A 14,804-nucleotide genomic window follows, 5' to 3' on the forward strand; every position below is an offset into this window, starting at 1 on the left:
GGAGCGAGCTTGCTCGCGAAAAACTCAAATTCACCGCGTGCGTCCTGAATGCCCGCGTAATTGTTGACGTCTTTCGCGAGCAAGCTCGCTCCTACAGGGGCGCGCAACCAAGCAATACATAACCATTACCCGCAAAAAAAATAATTAGTGGGAGTACTTCTACATGCAAGCGACCAAGCCGACCCACGTCCGCTATTTGATCCTGCTCATGCTGTTCCTGGTGACCACGATCAACTACGCCGACCGGGCCACCATCGCTATCGCCGGCTCCAGCCTGCAAAAAGACCTCGGTATCGACGCGGTCACCCTCGGTTATATCTTCTCTGCATTCGGTTGGGCCTACGTGGCCGGGCAAATTCCCGGTGGCTGGCTGCTCGACCGTTTCGGCTCGAAAAAAGTCTATGCCCTGAGCATCTTCACCTGGTCGCTGTTCACCGTGCTGCAAGGCTATGTCGGTGAGTTTGGCGTCTCCACTGCGGTGGTCGCGCTGTTTATGCTGCGCTTCATGGTGGGCTTGGCCGAGGCGCCGTCGTTTCCGGGAAATGCCCGTATTGTGGCGGCGTGGTTTCCTACGGCTGAACGCGGCACTGCGTCGGCGATCTTCAACTCGGCCCAGTACTTCGCCACGGTGTTGTTCGCGCCGTTGATGGGTTGGATCGTCTATCGCTTCGGCTGGCAGCACGTGTTTATCGTGATGGGCGTGATCGGCATTGTTTTCTCGCTGATCTGGCTGAAAGTTATCCACAGCCCGCGCCAGCATCCGATGATCAACGAGGCCGAGTTCAATCACATCGCCGCCAATGGCGCGATGGTCGATATGGATCAGGACAAGGGCAAGGGTAAGAAAACCGACGGGCCGAAGTGGGATTACATCCGCCAGCTCCTGACCAACCGCATGATGCTCGGCGTCTACCTGGGCCAGTACTGCATCAACGGCATCACCTACTTCTTCCTGACCTGGTTTCCGGTGTACCTGGTGCAGGAGCGTGGCATGACCATCCTCAAGGCCGGCTTCATTGCCTCGTTACCGGCGATCTGCGGCTTTATCGGCGGGGTGCTCGGCGGGGTGATTTCCGACTACCTGCTGCGCAAAGGCCATTCGCTGACCTTCGCGCGCAAGGCGCCGATCATCGGTGGTCTGCTGATTTCCAGCAGCATCGTGGCGTGCAATTACGTGGACATCGAATGGATGGTGGTGGGCTTCATGGCCTTGGCCTTCTTCGGCAAAGGCGTTGGCGCGCTGGGTTGGGCGGTGGTGTCCGACACCTCACCGAAACAAATCGCCGGGCTCAGTGGCGGCTTGTTCAACACCTTCGGTAACCTGGCGTCGATCACCACGCCGATTGTGATTGGCTACATCATCAGCACCACCGGCTCGTTCAAATGGGCGCTGGTGTTCGTCGGTGCCAACGCGCTGGTGGCGGTGTTCAGTTACCTGGTGATTGTCGGCCCGATCAAGCGTGTGGTGCTCAAGGATCCACCTGCCAAGGGCCCTGAGTTGACCAACCTTTCTCAAGCGCATTCCTGAGGTTCGTGTGATGCAGTTGATTGAACATGCCGACTCACCGCGCTCGATCCGTTTGCACGAGCGCGACAATGTAGTGATCGTGGTGAACGATCAAGGGGTACCCGCCGGTACCGAGTTTCCCGACGGCCTGGTCACCGTGGATTTCATCCCGCAGAGCCACAAGGTGACCCTGGAAGACATCCCCGAGGGCGGCCAAATTATTCGCTATGGCCAGACCATCGGTTATGCCCTGGCGCCCATTCCTCGCGGCAGTTGGGTGCAGGAGGACCAGTTGCGCATGCCCACCGCACCGCCGCTGGACAGTTTGCCTCTGTCCACCGAGGTGCCTGAAACCCAGGCGCCTCTGGAGGGGTTTACCTTCGAGGGCTATCGCAATGCGGACGGCACCGTGGGCACGCGCAATATCCTCGGCATTACTACCACTGTGCAATGCGTCACGGGCGTGCTGGACCATGCGGTCAAGCGCATCAAGGACGAGTTGCTGCCCCACTACCCGCATGTCGATGACGTGGTGGCGCTGACCCACAGCTACGGCTGCGGCGTGGCGATTACGGCGACGGATGCCTATATCCCCATCCGCACCGTGCGCAACCTGGCGCGCAACCCCAACCTGGGCGGCGAAGCCTTGGTGATCAGCCTGGGCTGTGAAAAGCTCCAGGCCGGCCAGGTGATGCACGACAACGACAGCTCCGTGGACCTGAGCGAGCCATGGCTGTATCGCTTGCAGGATTCCAGCCACGGCTTTACCGAAATGATCGAGCAGATCATGGCCCTGGCCGACGTGCGCTTGAAAAAACTCGACCAGCGTCGCCGCGAAACCGTGCCGGCCTCCGAGTTGATCCTGGGCATGCAGTGCGGCGGCAGCGATGCGTTTTCCGGCATCACCGCCAACCCGGCGCTGGGGTATGCCTCGGATCTGTTACTGCGCGCCGGCGCGACGGTGATGTTTTCCGAAGTGACAGAAGTGCGTGACGCGATTTACCTGCTGACCTCACGCGCGCAGAACCAGGACGTCGCCCGCGAGCTGGTCAGGGAAATGGACTGGTATGACCGTTACCTGGCCAAGGGCGAGGCAGACCGCAGCGCCAATACCACGCCGGGTAATAAGAAGGGCGGGCTGTCGAATATTGTCGAGAAGTCGTTGGGCTCCATCGTCAAATCCGGCAGCAGTGCCATCAACGGCGTACTTGGCCCTGGCGAGCGCTTCAAGGAAAAGGGCCTGATCTTTTGCGCCACACCGGCCAGTGATTTTGTCTGCGGCACCTTGCAACTGGCAGCGGGTATGAACCTGCATGTGTTCACCACTGGGCGCGGCACGCCGTACGGGCTGGCGATGGCGCCGGTGGTGAAGGTTTCGACTCGCACCGAACTGGCCCAGCGTTGGCCGGACCTGATCGATATCGACGCCGGGCGCATTGCCACGGGGCGGGCGAGCATCGAGGAACTGGGTTGGGAGTTGTTCCACTTCTATCTGGATGTGGCCAGCGGCAAGAAGCAGACCTGGGCAGAGCGGCATAAGCTGCATAACGACATCACGCTGTTCAACCCGGCGCCGATTACCTGAGACCAGGTGCTAACCCTGTAGGAGCGAGCTTGCTCGCGAAAGACGCCAACGATAACGCGTGTTAACTGAATGAACGCGGCGCCTGGGAGTTTCTCGCGAGCAAGCTCGCTCCTACATCGGGAAGCTTGCTCCCACATTTGAATGGCGTTGCCCACACGAACCCGCTCGTACTGGCTTATCATTAGCCAACTAACGACGCCCACCAAGGTTCTCCCCGGCATGCTGGCAATCTTCCTCACTACCCTCACCATCACCGCGCCGGTGTTTGCCATGCTGTTCCTGGGCGTGTTTCTAAAACGCATCAACTGGATCAATGACAACTTTATCCACACCGCGTCGTCCCTGGTGTTCAACGTGGCCATGCCGGCGCTGCTGTTCCTTGGCATTCTGCATGCCGACCTGCACTCGGCGCTCAAGCCGGGCCTGCTCATCTACTTCTGCGTTGCCACCCTGGTGAGCTTTGCCGTGGCCTGGGGTTGGGCGATCTTTCGCTGCAAGCGCGAAGACCGAGGCATCTACGCCCAAGGCGCGTTTCGTGGCAATAACGGGGTCATCGGCCTGGCGCTGGCGGCCAGTATGTACGGCGACTACGGTATATCGCTGGGCGCGATCCTCGCCGCGCTGGTGATCCTCTTTTACAACACGCTGTCGACCATTGTGCTGGCGGTCTATAGCCCGGTGATCAAGTCCGACCCGTGGAGCATCTTCAAAAGCGTATTGGCCAACCCGCTGATTATCAGCGTGATCGTCGCCACGCCGTTCGCGTACTTCCAGATCGGCGTGCCCGGCTGGCTTGAGAAATCCTTGCAGTACCTGTCTGACACCACGCTGCCGTTGGCGTTGATTTGCATCGGTGGCACCTTGTCCATGGCCGCGCTGCGCAAGAGCGGCAACGTGGCGTTGAGCGCGAGCCTGATGAAGATGATCTGGCTGCCGGTGATCGCCACCCTAGGCGCGTGGTTGCTGGGGTTCCGAGGGCCGGAGTTGGGGATTCTGTTCCTGTATTTCGGCGCGCCGACGGCCGCCGCAAGCTTTGTGATGGCTCGGGCGGCGCAGGGTAATCATGAGTTGGCGGCCGCGATTATCGTGATCACCACGCTGATGGCGGCGGTGACCACGAATATCGGGATTTTTGTGTTGCAGGCGGGGGGTTGGATCTAAGTTTTGCGCGGTCTTCAGGGCCATTCGCGAGCAAGCCCGCTCCCACATTCGACCGCATTCTCATGCTGAAACTCGGACAAATGTGGGAGCGGGCTTGCTCGCGAAGGCGATCGGGCAGTCACTGCTGATCGGCCTGATACGCCTCAATCACTTCCTGTGCCGCCCGAAATGCATCAATCGCCGCCGGCACCCCGGCATACACCGCGCAATGCAGCAGCGCTTCGCGAATCTCCTCGACCGTACAGCCATTATTCAGTGCGCCGCGCACATGGCCTTTGAGTTCCTGCGGGCACTTGAGGGCGGTGAGGGCGGCGAGGGTGATCAGGCTGCGGGTTTTGAGCGGCAAACCCTCGCGGTTCCAGACGCTGCCCCACGCGTGTTCGTTGACAAAATCCTGCAATGGCTGGGTGAACGCCGTGGCATTGCCCAGGGCGCGGTCGACGAACGCATCGCCCATGACTTGGCGACGCACTTCAACCCCGGGCTTTTTCTGATCGGTCATTGCGATTCCCTCTTGTGTTGGCGGTGCCAGGCGCGCAGCGAGGTGAACAACAGCAAAACACCTAACGCCGGCAGGACGTAGTACAGCATCAATTGCTCAAGCTTGTTGGCCAGGGGCATGCCCGTGGTGAAGGCCATCACATGCAGGCCGTAGGCCAGGTATAGCCCCAGCAACACCAGCCCCTCGATGCGCGTTACCCGATAGCCGGTATAGAACACCGGCAGACACAGGATGATGGCGCCGAGCATCACCGGTAAATCGAAGTCCAGGGCGTTGGGCGAGACTGACAGCGGCGTCGGCGCCACCAGTGCGGTAAAACCCAGCACGCCGAGCAGGTTGAACAGGTTGCTGCCGATCACGTTGCCCACGGCGATCTCCCGTTCGCCGCGCAACGCGGCGATCAGCGAAGTGGCCAGGCACGGCAGCGAAGTACCGACGCCGATCAGCGTCAGGCCGATGACGCGCTCCGACAGGCCCAGGTCGCTCGCTACCTCCACCGCTGCGCCGAGCAACAAATGCCCGGCCAGCACCAGCACCAGCAAACCGCCGAGCATCAGCAGCACACTGCTCAGCCACGGCGCCTTCGCCACGGTGTCCAAGGTGCGCGGGCGGCGGGAATGACGTGTCTGGTAGTGCAATACGCCCAGGTAGGCCACCAGCGCCACCAGCAGCACGGCGCCATCGAAGGGCGTCAGCATTTCATTGGCTGCGAGGATAAACACCAGCAGGCCGGCGACGATCATCACCGGGATATCCACGCGCACCAGCTGCCGCGAGACCCGCAGCGGAATGATCAGCGCGGACAAGCCCAGGGTCACGAGGATATTGAAGATGCTGCTGCCAATGACGCTGCCCACGGCAATGTCCGTGTTGCCGGCCAGCGTGGCCTGCAGACTGACGGTCATCTGCGGCGCACTGCTGCCGAAGGCGACGATGCTCAAGCCGATGATCAGTGGCCGCACCTTGAGGCTCGCCGCCAGGCGTACCGCGGCGCGTACAAGGATTTCAGCGCCGATGATCAGCAAGATCAGGCCGCCCACCAGTTCGAGCAGGCTCCAGGGTGAGAGGGCGTTCAATCCGAAAATGCTCAAGGCTGCCTCGATCAGTTGTTCAGGGCTTGCACGCGTACCCGTGCGGTACCGCTGCGCAGCATGCGCAACTGCTCGGCAGCCTTGCGTGAAAGGTCGATCAGGCGGCCACGGGTGTGCGGGCCGCGATCATTGATACGCACCACGACAGAACGGTTGTTGTCGAGGTTGGTCACCCTGACCTGCGTGCCGAAGGGCAGGCGCCGATGGGCGGCGGTCAAGGCGTTCTGGTTGAAAGGTTCACCGCTGGCGGTTTTCTTGCCATGGTGCTTGGCGCCGTAATAGGACGCGGTGCCGGTTTCGTCATAGCCGTTGGGGTCGATGAGGCCGCTGGCGCAACCGGCCAGCAGGGAGGACAGGGCCAGGAGGCCGAGTAGACGGTTCATTTCAGATATGCCCCGGTAACAAATGTGGGAGCGGGCTTGCTCGCGAATACGGTAGAACATTCAACATATATGTTGGCTGTCAGTCCGCTTTCGCGAGCAAGCCCGCTCCCACAGGAGTTAGAGCCAGAATTTGGATTCTGCTCCAACCATTTCACTGCAATCAGCCTTCGAGCTTGCTTTTGAGCAGTTCGTTCACCTGTTGCGGGTTGGCTTTGCCCTTGGAGGCTTTCATCGCCTGGCCGACAAAGAAGCCGAACATTTTGCCGCGCTTGGCTTCGTCTGCCGCACGGTATTGCTCGACCTGCTCGGCATTGGCCGCGAGCATTTCATCGAGTACGGCCGAGATGGCGCCGCTGTCGGTGACTTGCTTGAGGCCGCGCTTCTCGATGATCTCGTCGGCATTGCCTTCACCGGCGGCCATTGCTTCGAACACGGTCTTGGCAATTTTGCCGGAGATGGTGTTGTCCTTGATGCGCAGCAGCATGCCACCCAGTTGTTCGGCGGTGACCGGCGCTTCGTCGATTTCCAGGCCCTGTTTGTTCAACAGGCTGCCCAGCTCGACCATCACCCAGTTGGCCGCCAGCTTGGCGTCGCCGGCAATGCTCACGACTTTTTCGAAGTAGTTGGCTTGTTCGCGGCTGGAAGCCAATACGCTGGCATCGTAGACCGACAGGCCGAACTGTTCCTGGAAGCGTTCGCGTTTTTGCTGCGGCAGTTCCGGCAGGGTGGCGCGGATGTCATTGAGGAAGGAATCCTCCAGCACCACCGGCAACAGGTCCGGGTCGGGGAAGTAGCGGTAGTCGTTGGCTTCCTCTTTGCTGCGCATGGCGCGGGTTTCGTCTTTGTTCGGATCGTACAGGCGCGTTTGCTGGATCACCTTGCCGCCGTCTTCGATCAGCTCGATCTGGCGACGCACTTCGCTGTTGATCGCCTTCTCGATGAAGCGGAACGAGTTGACGTTCTTGATCTCGCAGCGGGTGCCGAACTCAACCTGGCCCTTTGGTCGGATCGACACGTTGCAGTCGCAACGCAGCGAGCCTTCGGCCATGTTGCCGTCGCAGATGCCCAGGTAGCGCACCAGCGCGTGGATGGTCTTGACGTAGGCCACGGCTTCCTTGGCGCTGCGCATGTCCGGCTCGGACACGATTTCCAGCAGCGGCGTGCCGGCACGGTTCAGGTCGATACCGGTAGCGCCCGGGAATTCTTCGTGCAGGCTTTTGCCGGCGTCTTCCTCCAGGTGTGCACGGGTGACGCCGACGCGCTTGATGGTGCCGTCTTCCAGGGGAATGTCCAGGTGGCCCTTGCCGACAATCGGCAGTTCCATCTGGCTGATCTGGTAGCCCTTGGGCAGGTCCGGGTAGAAGTAGTTCTTGCGCGCGAACACGTTGTGCTGGCCGATTTCGGCGTCAATCGCCAGGCCGAACATCACCGCCATGCGCACCGCTTCCTGGTTCAGCACCGGCAGCACGCCGGGCATGCCCAGGTCTACCAGGCTGGCCTGGGTATTGGGCTCAGAGCCGAACGTGGTGGCGCTACCGGAGAAAATCTTCGATTGGGTGGCGAGCTGGGTATGAATCTCCAGCCCGATCACAACTTCCCATTGCATAGTGTTCTCCTCAGAAGCCGGTAGGGGTGCGGGTGTGCCAGTCGGTGTTCAACTGGTACTGGTGCGCCACATTGAGCAGGCGGCCTTCCTGGAAATACGGGGCGAGCAATTGCACGCCCACCGGCAGGCCATCGACGAAGCCTGCTGGCATGGACAAGCCCGGCAAGCCCGCGAGGTTGGCGGTGATGGTGTAGAGGTCTTCCAGGTACTCGGCGATCGGGTCGCCGGTCTTGGCGCCGATCTTCCAGGCCGGGTTAGGCGTGGTCGGGCCGAGGATCACGTCGACTTCTTCGAAGGCAGCCATGAAGTCGTTCTTGATCAGGCGACGGATTTTTTGCGCCTTGAGGTAGTACGCGTCGTAGTAGCCGGCGGACAGGGCATAAGCGCCGACCATGATCCGGCGCTGCACTTCACTGCCGAAGCCTTCGCCACGGGAGCGTTTGTACAGGTCGGTGAGGTCTTTCGGGTTCTCGCAGCGATAGCCGAAGCGCACGCCGTCGAAACGCGACAGGTTGGAAGACGCCTCTGCCGGCGCGATCACGTAGTAGGCGGGAATCGCGTGCTGGTTGTTCGGCAGGCTGATTTCCTTGATCACGGCGCCGAGCTTTTCCAGCTCTTTGATGCTGTTTTGCACCAGTTCGGCGATACGCGGGTCGAGGCCGGCGCTGAAGTATTCCTTCGGCACGCCGATGCGCAGGCCCTTGATCGAGGTGTTCAGGCTGGCGCTGTAGTCCGGCACTGGCTCGTCGATGCTGGTGGAGTCCTGTTTATCGAAGCCTGCCATGCCTTGTAACAATATTGCGCAGTCTTCAGCGGTGCGTGCCAGAGGGCCGCCCTGATCGAGACTTGAGGCGTAGGCGATCATGCCCCAGCGGGAAACGCGACCGTAGGTCGGCTTCAGGCCGGTGAGGTTGGTGAAGGCGGCTGGCTGGCGGATCGAACCGCCGGTGTCGGTGGCGGTAGCGGCCGGCAGGAAGCGCGCGGCCACGGCCGCAGCGGAACCACCGGACGAACCACCCGGTACGTGTTCCAGGTTCCACGGGTTTTTCACCGCGCCGTAGTAGCTCGACTCGTTGGCCGACCCCATGGCGAATTCGTCCATGTTGGTCTTGCCCAGGGTCACGGCACCGGCAGCGGCCAGCTTGGCGACCACAGTGGCGTCGTAGGGCGCCTTGAAGTTGTCGAGCATCTTCGAGCCGCAGCTGGTGCGAATGCCCTGGGTGCAGAACAGGTCCTTGTGGGCGATCGGTGCGCCGAGCAGCGCGCCGTTCTCACCGTTGGCGCGACGGGCGTCGGCGGCCTTGGCCTGGCTCAGGGCCAGCTCCTCGGTGAGGCTGATGAAGCTGTTGACCTTCGGATCGAGCGCGGCGATACGCGCCAGCAAGGTCTGGGTCAGCTCTTCGGAAGAAAACGATTTGTCGGCGAGACCGCGGGCGATCTCGGCCAGAGTCATGTGATGCATGAAAGGCTCTTTCCCTTTAGTCGATGACTTTCGGAACCAGGTACAGGCCGTTTTCGACCGCTGGCGCGATGGACTGGTAGGCCTCGCGATTATTGCGTTCGGTCACGACGTCTGCGCGCAGGCGCTGGCTGGCTTCCAGTGGGTGAGCCAGGGGCTCGATGCCGTCGGTATTCACGGCCTGCATTTGGTCGACCAGCCCGAGAATGCTGTTCAGGGCTGCGGTGGTCTGTGGAAGATCGGCATCATTAAGGCCAAGCGAGGCCAAATGTGCGATTTTTTCCACGTCGGAGCGTTCAAGCGCCATGGGATTCTCCAGTGGAAAACAGAACGGAGGGCGTCCGTGTGTTAGATTGTCGGAACACTACCGCATTTCTACGGTCATAAGGCCGCGATTGTGGGGGTTGGTGCACAGAAAGTCGGCCAATTTAGCACATTGGCGCCTTGCCCAAAATCCCTGTCGTTGTTAGAGTTTGCCGCACTTTTTTACCCACGCGTTGCCTAGGGTCCTTTCCCCATGTTCAAGAAACTGCGTGGCATGTTTTCCAGCGATCTCTCCATTGACCTGGGCACTGCCAACACCCTTATTTACGTGCGCGAGCGCGGTATCGTTCTGAATGAGCCATCGGTTGTGGCCATTCGGACCCATGGTAATCAGAAAAGTGTCGTTGCCGTTGGCACCGAGGCCAAGCGCATGCTCGGCCGTACACCAGGCAATATTGCTGCCATTCGTCCGATGAAGGATGGCGTGATCGCCGATTTCAGCGTCTGCGAAAAGATGCTGCAGTACTTCATCAACAAGGTTCACGAAAACAGTTTCCTGCAGCCCAGCCCTCGTGTGCTGATCTGCGTTCCGTGCAAGTCCACCCAGGTGGAGCGTCGCGCCATCCGTGAATCGGCCCTTGGCGCCGGTGCCCGTGAAGTATTCCTGATCGAAGAGCCGATGGCGGCTGCGATCGGTGCCGGCCTGCCGGTGGAAGAAGCGCGCGGTTCGATGGTGGTGGATATCGGTGGTGGTACTACCGAAATCGCCCTGATTTCCCTGAACGGTGTGGTGTATGCCGAATCCGTGCGCGTGGGCGGCGACCGCTTCGACGAAGCGATCATCACTTATGTGCGTCGTAACTACGGCAGCCTGATCGGCGAATCCACCGCCGAGCGCATCAAGCAGGAAATCGGCACCGCTTACCCAGGCGGCGAAGTGCGCGAAGTCGATGTGCGCGGCCGCAACCTGGCCGAAGGCGTTCCACGTGCCTTCACCCTGAACTCCAATGAAGTGCTGGAGGCTCTGCAAGAGTCCCTGGCCACCATCGTTCAGGCCGTGAAAAGCGCCCTGGAGCAATCGCCGCCGGAGCTGGCTTCCGATATCGCCGAGCGTGGCCTGGTACTGACCGGTGGTGGCGCCTTGCTGCGCGACCTCGACAAGTTGCTGGCCCAGGAAACCGGCTTGCCGGTGATCGTCGCCGAAGACCCGCTGACCTGTGTGGCCCGTGGTGGTGGTCGTGCGCTGGAAATGATGGATAAACACACCATGGACCTGCTCTCCAGCGAATAAGATTGCCTGGATGGTTCATGCTTGGTCGGCAGGCAGCACTTTGCAGTGCTGCCTGTTGGCGTTTATCTTCTTCAATCTGCATCCAGGCCGGTTTGATGCCGTATGAATAAAGAGAATATTTGCCTGGGAGGAGCGGCTTATTAAACCGCTTTTCGCCAAAGGCCCCTCATTGGGTGTGCGCTTATTGGTGCTGACCGTGCTTTCGGTCGCGCTGATGGTGGTCGATGCCCGCTTTGCACTGCTCAAGCCGGTGCGTAGCCAGATGTCGCTGGTGTTGATGCAGACCTACTGGATCACCGACCTGCCGCAACGTCTCTTCCAGGGCGTGTCCAGCCAATTTGGCAGCCGCACCGAACTGGTCGCCGAGAACGAAAAACTCAAGACTGAAAACCTGCTGTTGCAGGGGCGCATGCAAAAGCTGGCGGCCCTCACCGAGCAGAACGTTCGGCTGCGCGAGTTGCTCAATTCTTCCGCGCTGGTCAACGAAAAGGTCGAAGTGGCCGAACTGATCGGCATGGACCCCAACCCCTTTACCCACCGCATCATCATCAACAAGGGTGAGCGCGACGGTGTGGTGCTTGGACAGCCGGTGCTCGACGCCCGTGGCCTGATGGGACAGGTGGTCGAGTTGATGCCCTACACCTCGCGGGTGCTGTTGCTGACGGACACTACCCATAGCATCCCGGTACAGGTCAACCGTAACGGCTTGCGCGCGATTGCCAGCGGCACCGGTAACCCGGAGCGTCTGGAACTGCGCCATGTGGCCGACACCGCTGACATCAAGGAAGGTGACCTGTTGGTCAGCTCTGGCCTGGGCCAGCGCTTCCCGGCGGGTTACCCGGTGGCGACGGTCAAGGAAGTGATCCACGATTCCGGCCAGCCGTTCGCTATCGTTCGGGCGGTACCGACGGCCGCACTGAACCGCAGCCGTTACCTGCTGCTGGTGTTCAGCGACAACCGCACCCCGGAAGAGCGCGCCAACGACGCCGCCCAGGCCCAGGAAGCGGAGGACCAGCAGAATGGCACCACGTCTATCGTGCCGGCCACGGTGCCGAAACCGGCTTTCGTCGGTCCGCCTGCACCTGCGGCGACAACTGCACCGGCACCGGTGGCAACGCCTGCTCAACCGGCAGCGCACACTGCGCGCCCGGCTAAGCCGCCTGTAGCCAAACCCCCGGCTACTGCGCCGAGCACCGCTCCGACCACCACACGGCAGAGGGAGCAATAATGGCCGGTACTCATTCACGCAATGGCTGGATCGTCTGGCTGACCTTCGCTATCGGCTTGCTGCTCAGCGTTTCGCCGCTGCCGCAGTTCATGGAAATCCTGCGCCCGCTCTGGCTGGCTTTGTTGCTGGCGTTCTGGTCATTGAACCTGCCGCACAAGGTGGGCATGGTCACGGCCATGTGCCTGGGGTTGGCCGAAGATGTGCTGTATGGCACCTTGCTGGGCCAGAACGCATTAATCCTGACCCTGATTACCTTCCTGGTGTTGTCGCTGCAGCAGCGCTTGCGCATGTTCCCGATGTGGCAGCAGTGCCTGGTGATCCTGGTGATCTTCGGCCTGGCGCAGTTGGTGCAACTGTGGCTCAGCGCGTTGACCGGTAACCGCCAGCCGACCCTGGCCTTGGTTCTGCCGGCACTGGTCAGCGCCTTGTTATGGCCCTGGATCAGTTTTGGCCTGCGTGGGCTGCGTCGTCGCTATAAAATCAATTGAATGGATTGCGAGGCTCTGCCTGGTTATCGAACCCCACAGGGAGAGTCTGCAATGAATTCGCTTTATCTGGCCTCGGGCTCCCCGCGGCGACGTGAACTGCTGGTCCAGATCGGTGTGCCCTTTACCCTGGTCAGCGCCGCTATTGATGAAACGCCCCTTAACAACGAACCTGCCGTTGCCTATGTCGAGCGCCTTGCGCGGGGCAAGGCGACGGCGGGTTTTGTCGCGCTTGGCCACCCCTCGGGCACCTGCGTACTGGGGGCCGACACGGCGGTGATTGTCGACGGGCGGATCCTGGGCAAGCCGGTGGACCAGGCTGATGCACTGGCCATGCTGATGGCCCTTTCCGGCCGCGAGCATGAAGTGCTCACCGCCATCGCCCTGACCGACGGCCAGCAATGTGAAACCCTATGTGTCAGCAGCCGTGTACGGTTCCGCGAGGTTTCTGTGCAGGAGGCTACCACCTACTGGCACAGTGGCGAACCGCAGGACAAGGCCGGCGGCTATGCTATCCAAGGGCTGGGCTCGGTGTTTGTGGCCGCGCTTAATGGCAGTTATTCCGCCGTGGTGGGCCTGCCAGTCTGCGAAACCGCGCAACTGCTCGCCCAATTCGGCATACCCTGTTGGCAAAACCTTACCGTGTGCTGAACGCCGTATTCCAGCGCCAAGCCTTAAGCGAACGGTCACTATTGTGAAAACGCCTGAACGAGACCCAGCCATGAGTGAAGAGATTCTGATCAATATCACGCCGATGGAATCGCGCGTGGCGGTGGTAGAGAACGGTGTTCTGCAAGAAGTGCATGTCGAACGCACCCAGAAGCGCGGGATCGTCGGCAATATCTACAAAGGCAAGGTGGTGCGCGTATTGCCGGGCATGCAGGCGGCATTCGTCGACATCGGCCTGGACCGCGCTGCGTTTATCCATGCCTCGGAAATTTCCCTGCGCGAAGGCCCTGCGGTGGAAAGCATCAGCGCTCTGGTGCACGAGGGCCAGAGCCTGGTGGTGCAAGTCACCAAGGACCCTATCGGTTCTAAGGGCGCCCGCTTGACCACCCAGCTGTCGATTCCCTCGCGCTACCTGGTGTACATGCCGCGCACTGCCCATGTGGGCATTTCCTTGAAGATCGAAGATGAAGCCGAGCGCGAGCGCCTGAAGAAGGTGGTCAGCGACTGCGTCGCCGCCGAGGGCATCAAGGAAGCGGGCGGGTTTATCCTGCGTACTGCCGCAGAAGGCGCTGGCGCTGACGAGATCCTCATGGATATTCGCTACCTGCGGCGCCTGTGGGATCAGATCGACGCACAGATCAAGACCATCGGCGCGCCCAGCGTCATTTATGAAGACCTTGGCCTCGCGTTGCGTACGCTGCGCGACCTGGTCAGCCCGAAGATCGAGAAAATTCGCATCGACTCGCGGGAAACCTTCCAGCGCACCACGCAATTTGTCGCTGAGTTGATGCCAGAAATCGCCGATCGCCTGGAACACTACCCCGGCGAGCGGCCGATATTCGACTTGTATGGCGTCGAAGACGAAATCCAGAAAGCCCTGGAACGCAAGGTGCCACTCAAGTCCGGCGGCTACCTGGTGGTGGACCCGGCAGAAGCCATGACCACCATCGACGTCAACACCGGTGCCTTCGTGGGCCATCGCAACCTTGAAGAGACCATCTTCAAGACCAACCTCGAAGCGGCCACGGCCATCGCTCGTCAACTGCGCCTGCGTAACCTGGGCGGCATCATCATCATCGACTTCATCGATATGGAAGATGAAGAGCACCAGCGCCAGGTGCTGCGTACGCTTGAGAAGCAACTGGAACGCGATCACGCCAAGACCAACATCATCGGCATCACCGAGTTGGGCCTGGTGCAGATGACTCGCAAGCGCACGCGCGAAAGCCTGGAACAGGTACTGTGCGAGCCGTGCAGCAGTTGCCAAGGACGCGGCAAACTGAAGACCCCGGAAACGGTTTGCTACGAGATTTTCCGCGAGATCTTGCGGGAGGCACGCGCCTACCAGGCCGAAGGTTATAGAGTGCTTGCCAATCAGAAGGTGGTGGATCGCCTGCTGGACGAAGAGTCCGGTAACGTCGCCGAACTGGAAAGTTTTATCGGTCGCACGATCCGCTTCCAGGTCGAAACCATGTATTCCCAGGAACAATACGACGTGGTGTTGCTCTGATCCCCAACTGTGCACTTTCTTCGAGACCGGCAGACCTTGATCTGCCGTCCGCTAACTGTTTTT

The 14,804-nt window shown here is 60.7% G+C and carries 14 protein-coding genes; 8 read left to right on the plus strand and 6 right to left on the minus strand.

All coding sequences use genetic code 11. From position 1 onward, the window contains the following. Nucleotides 1–163: 163 nt before the first annotated feature. The 3 genes from CER19_RS16200 to CER19_RS16210 all read left to right on the plus strand — a co-directional run bounded on the left by CER19_RS16200 (nucleotide 164) and on the right by CER19_RS16210 (nucleotide 4,253). Nucleotides 164–1,528, plus strand: coding sequence for an MFS transporter (locus CER19_RS16200; RefSeq protein ID WP_116667139.1), 1,365 nt, complete (start codon nucleotides 164–166; stop codon nucleotides 1,526–1,528). Between the two features lie 10 nt (nucleotides 1,529–1,538). Next, complete coding sequence (gene garD, locus CER19_RS16205; RefSeq protein WP_116667140.1) at nucleotides 1,539–3,092, plus strand: galactarate dehydratase; 1,554 nt, start codon at nucleotides 1,539–1,541, stop codon at nucleotides 3,090–3,092. Nucleotides 3,093–3,311: 219 nt separating this feature from the next. After that, nucleotides 3,312–4,253 carry an AEC family transporter gene (locus tag CER19_RS16210; protein ID WP_116667141.1) on the plus strand — a complete coding sequence of 314 codons (942 nt, stop codon included), beginning with the start codon at nucleotides 3,312–3,314 and terminating at the stop codon, nucleotides 4,251–4,253. Between the two features lie 118 nt (nucleotides 4,254–4,371). Here the strand turns inward: CER19_RS16210 and CER19_RS16215 are convergent, their stop codons facing one another. From CER19_RS16215 to gatC, 6 genes are all read right to left on the minus strand, one after another. Further along, on the minus strand, nucleotides 4,372–4,755 hold the full coding sequence (locus CER19_RS16215) for a carboxymuconolactone decarboxylase family protein (protein ID WP_014716917.1): 384 nt from the start codon (nucleotides 4,753–4,755) through the stop codon (nucleotides 4,372–4,374). Beyond that, on the minus strand, nucleotides 4,752–5,831 hold the full coding sequence (locus tag CER19_RS16220; protein WP_116667142.1) for a calcium/sodium antiporter: 1,080 nt from the start codon (nucleotides 5,829–5,831) through the stop codon (nucleotides 4,752–4,754). Before CER19_RS16220 ends, CER19_RS16215 begins: the two co-directional genes overlap by 4 nt. Nucleotides 5,832–5,857: 26 nt before the next feature. After that, the gene (locus CER19_RS16225; RefSeq protein WP_116667143.1) at nucleotides 5,858–6,229 is read right to left on the minus strand and encodes a septal ring lytic transglycosylase RlpA family protein; all 372 of its coding nucleotides are present in this window, start codon (nucleotides 6,227–6,229) and stop codon (nucleotides 5,858–5,860) included. Between the two features lie 160 nt (nucleotides 6,230–6,389). Beyond that, nucleotides 6,390–7,835: an Asp-tRNA(Asn)/Glu-tRNA(Gln) amidotransferase subunit GatB gene (gene gatB / locus CER19_RS16230; RefSeq protein WP_005784800.1), complete on the minus strand. Its 1,446-nt coding sequence runs from the start codon at nucleotides 7,833–7,835 to the stop codon at nucleotides 6,390–6,392. A gap of 10 nt (nucleotides 7,836–7,845) precedes the next feature. Then, a complete protein-coding gene (gene gatA / locus CER19_RS16235) occupies nucleotides 7,846–9,297 on the minus strand; it encodes an Asp-tRNA(Asn)/Glu-tRNA(Gln) amidotransferase subunit GatA (protein WP_116667144.1) in 1,452 nt (483 codons plus the stop codon). Nucleotides 9,298–9,313: 16 nt separating this feature from the next. Continuing rightward, nucleotides 9,314–9,601 (minus strand): Asp-tRNA(Asn)/Glu-tRNA(Gln) amidotransferase subunit GatC, encoded by a 288-nt coding sequence (gene gatC, locus CER19_RS16240; RefSeq protein WP_003188556.1) that lies wholly within the window; start codon nucleotides 9,599–9,601, stop codon nucleotides 9,314–9,316. Nucleotides 9,602–9,811: 210 nt separating this feature from the next. Here gatC and mreB point away from each other — a divergent pair, with 210 nt between their 5' ends. The 5 genes from mreB to rng all read left to right on the plus strand — a co-directional run bounded on the left by mreB (nucleotide 9,812) and on the right by rng (nucleotide 14,741). Further along, entirely contained in the window at nucleotides 9,812–10,849 is a 1,038-nt protein-coding gene (gene mreB, locus CER19_RS16245; protein ID WP_002555108.1) for a rod shape-determining protein MreB, read from the plus strand. A gap of 139 nt (nucleotides 10,850–10,988) precedes the next feature. Then, nucleotides 10,989–12,077 carry a rod shape-determining protein MreC gene (gene mreC / locus CER19_RS16250; protein ID WP_116667145.1) on the plus strand — a complete coding sequence of 363 codons (1,089 nt, stop codon included), beginning with the start codon at nucleotides 10,989–10,991 and terminating at the stop codon, nucleotides 12,075–12,077. Next, nucleotides 12,077–12,565, plus strand: a complete 489-nt coding sequence (gene mreD / locus CER19_RS16255) for a rod shape-determining protein MreD (protein ID WP_003188558.1) — start codon at nucleotides 12,077–12,079, stop codon at nucleotides 12,563–12,565. Before mreC ends, mreD begins: the two co-directional genes overlap by 1 nt. Before the next feature lie 51 nt (nucleotides 12,566–12,616). Beyond that, nucleotides 12,617–13,213, plus strand: a complete 597-nt coding sequence (locus tag CER19_RS16260) for a nucleoside triphosphate pyrophosphatase (protein WP_116667146.1) — start codon at nucleotides 12,617–12,619, stop codon at nucleotides 13,211–13,213. A gap of 70 nt (nucleotides 13,214–13,283) precedes the next feature. Beyond that, nucleotides 13,284–14,741: a ribonuclease G gene (gene rng, locus CER19_RS16265; RefSeq protein ID WP_003188562.1), complete on the plus strand. Its 1,458-nt coding sequence runs from the start codon at nucleotides 13,284–13,286 to the stop codon at nucleotides 14,739–14,741. Nucleotides 14,742–14,804: the final 63 nt, after the last annotated feature.

The sequence above is a fragment of the Pseudomonas sp. GL93 genome (assembly GCF_003408955.1).
Lineage (GTDB): Bacteria > Pseudomonadota > Gammaproteobacteria > Pseudomonadales > Pseudomonadaceae > Aquipseudomonas > Aquipseudomonas paracarnis.

Bases quoted from the DNA above. Each gene is read 5' to 3' on its own strand.
- CER19_RS16200 (WP_116667139.1), top strand. From the start codon at position 164: ATGCAAGCGACCAAGCCGACCCACGTCCGCTATTTGATCCTGCTCATG.
- garD (WP_116667140.1), top strand. From the start codon at position 1,539: ATGCAGTTGATTGAACATGCCGACTCACCGCGCTCGATCCGTTTGCAC.
- CER19_RS16210 (WP_116667141.1), top strand. From the start codon at position 3,312: ATGCTGGCAATCTTCCTCACTACCCTCACCATCACCGCGCCGGTGTTT.
- CER19_RS16215 (WP_014716917.1), bottom strand. From the start codon at position 4,755: ATGACCGATCAGAAAAAGCCCGGGGTTGAAGTGCGTCGCCAAGTCATG.
- CER19_RS16225 (WP_116667143.1), bottom strand. From the start codon at position 6,229: ATGAACCGTCTACTCGGCCTCCTGGCCCTGTCCTCCCTGCTGGCCGGT.
- gatB (WP_005784800.1), bottom strand. From the start codon at position 7,835: ATGCAATGGGAAGTTGTGATCGGGCTGGAGATTCATACCCAGCTCGCC.
- gatA (WP_116667144.1), bottom strand. From the start codon at position 9,297: ATGCATCACATGACTCTGGCCGAGATCGCCCGCGGTCTCGCCGACAAA.
- gatC (WP_003188556.1), bottom strand. From the start codon at position 9,601: ATGGCGCTTGAACGCTCCGACGTGGAAAAAATCGCACATTTGGCCTCG.
- mreB (WP_002555108.1), top strand. From the start codon at position 9,812: ATGTTCAAGAAACTGCGTGGCATGTTTTCCAGCGATCTCTCCATTGAC.
- mreD (WP_003188558.1), top strand. From the start codon at position 12,077: ATGGCCGGTACTCATTCACGCAATGGCTGGATCGTCTGGCTGACCTTC.
- CER19_RS16260 (WP_116667146.1), top strand. From the start codon at position 12,617: ATGAATTCGCTTTATCTGGCCTCGGGCTCCCCGCGGCGACGTGAACTG.
- rng (WP_003188562.1), top strand. From the start codon at position 13,284: ATGAGTGAAGAGATTCTGATCAATATCACGCCGATGGAATCGCGCGTG.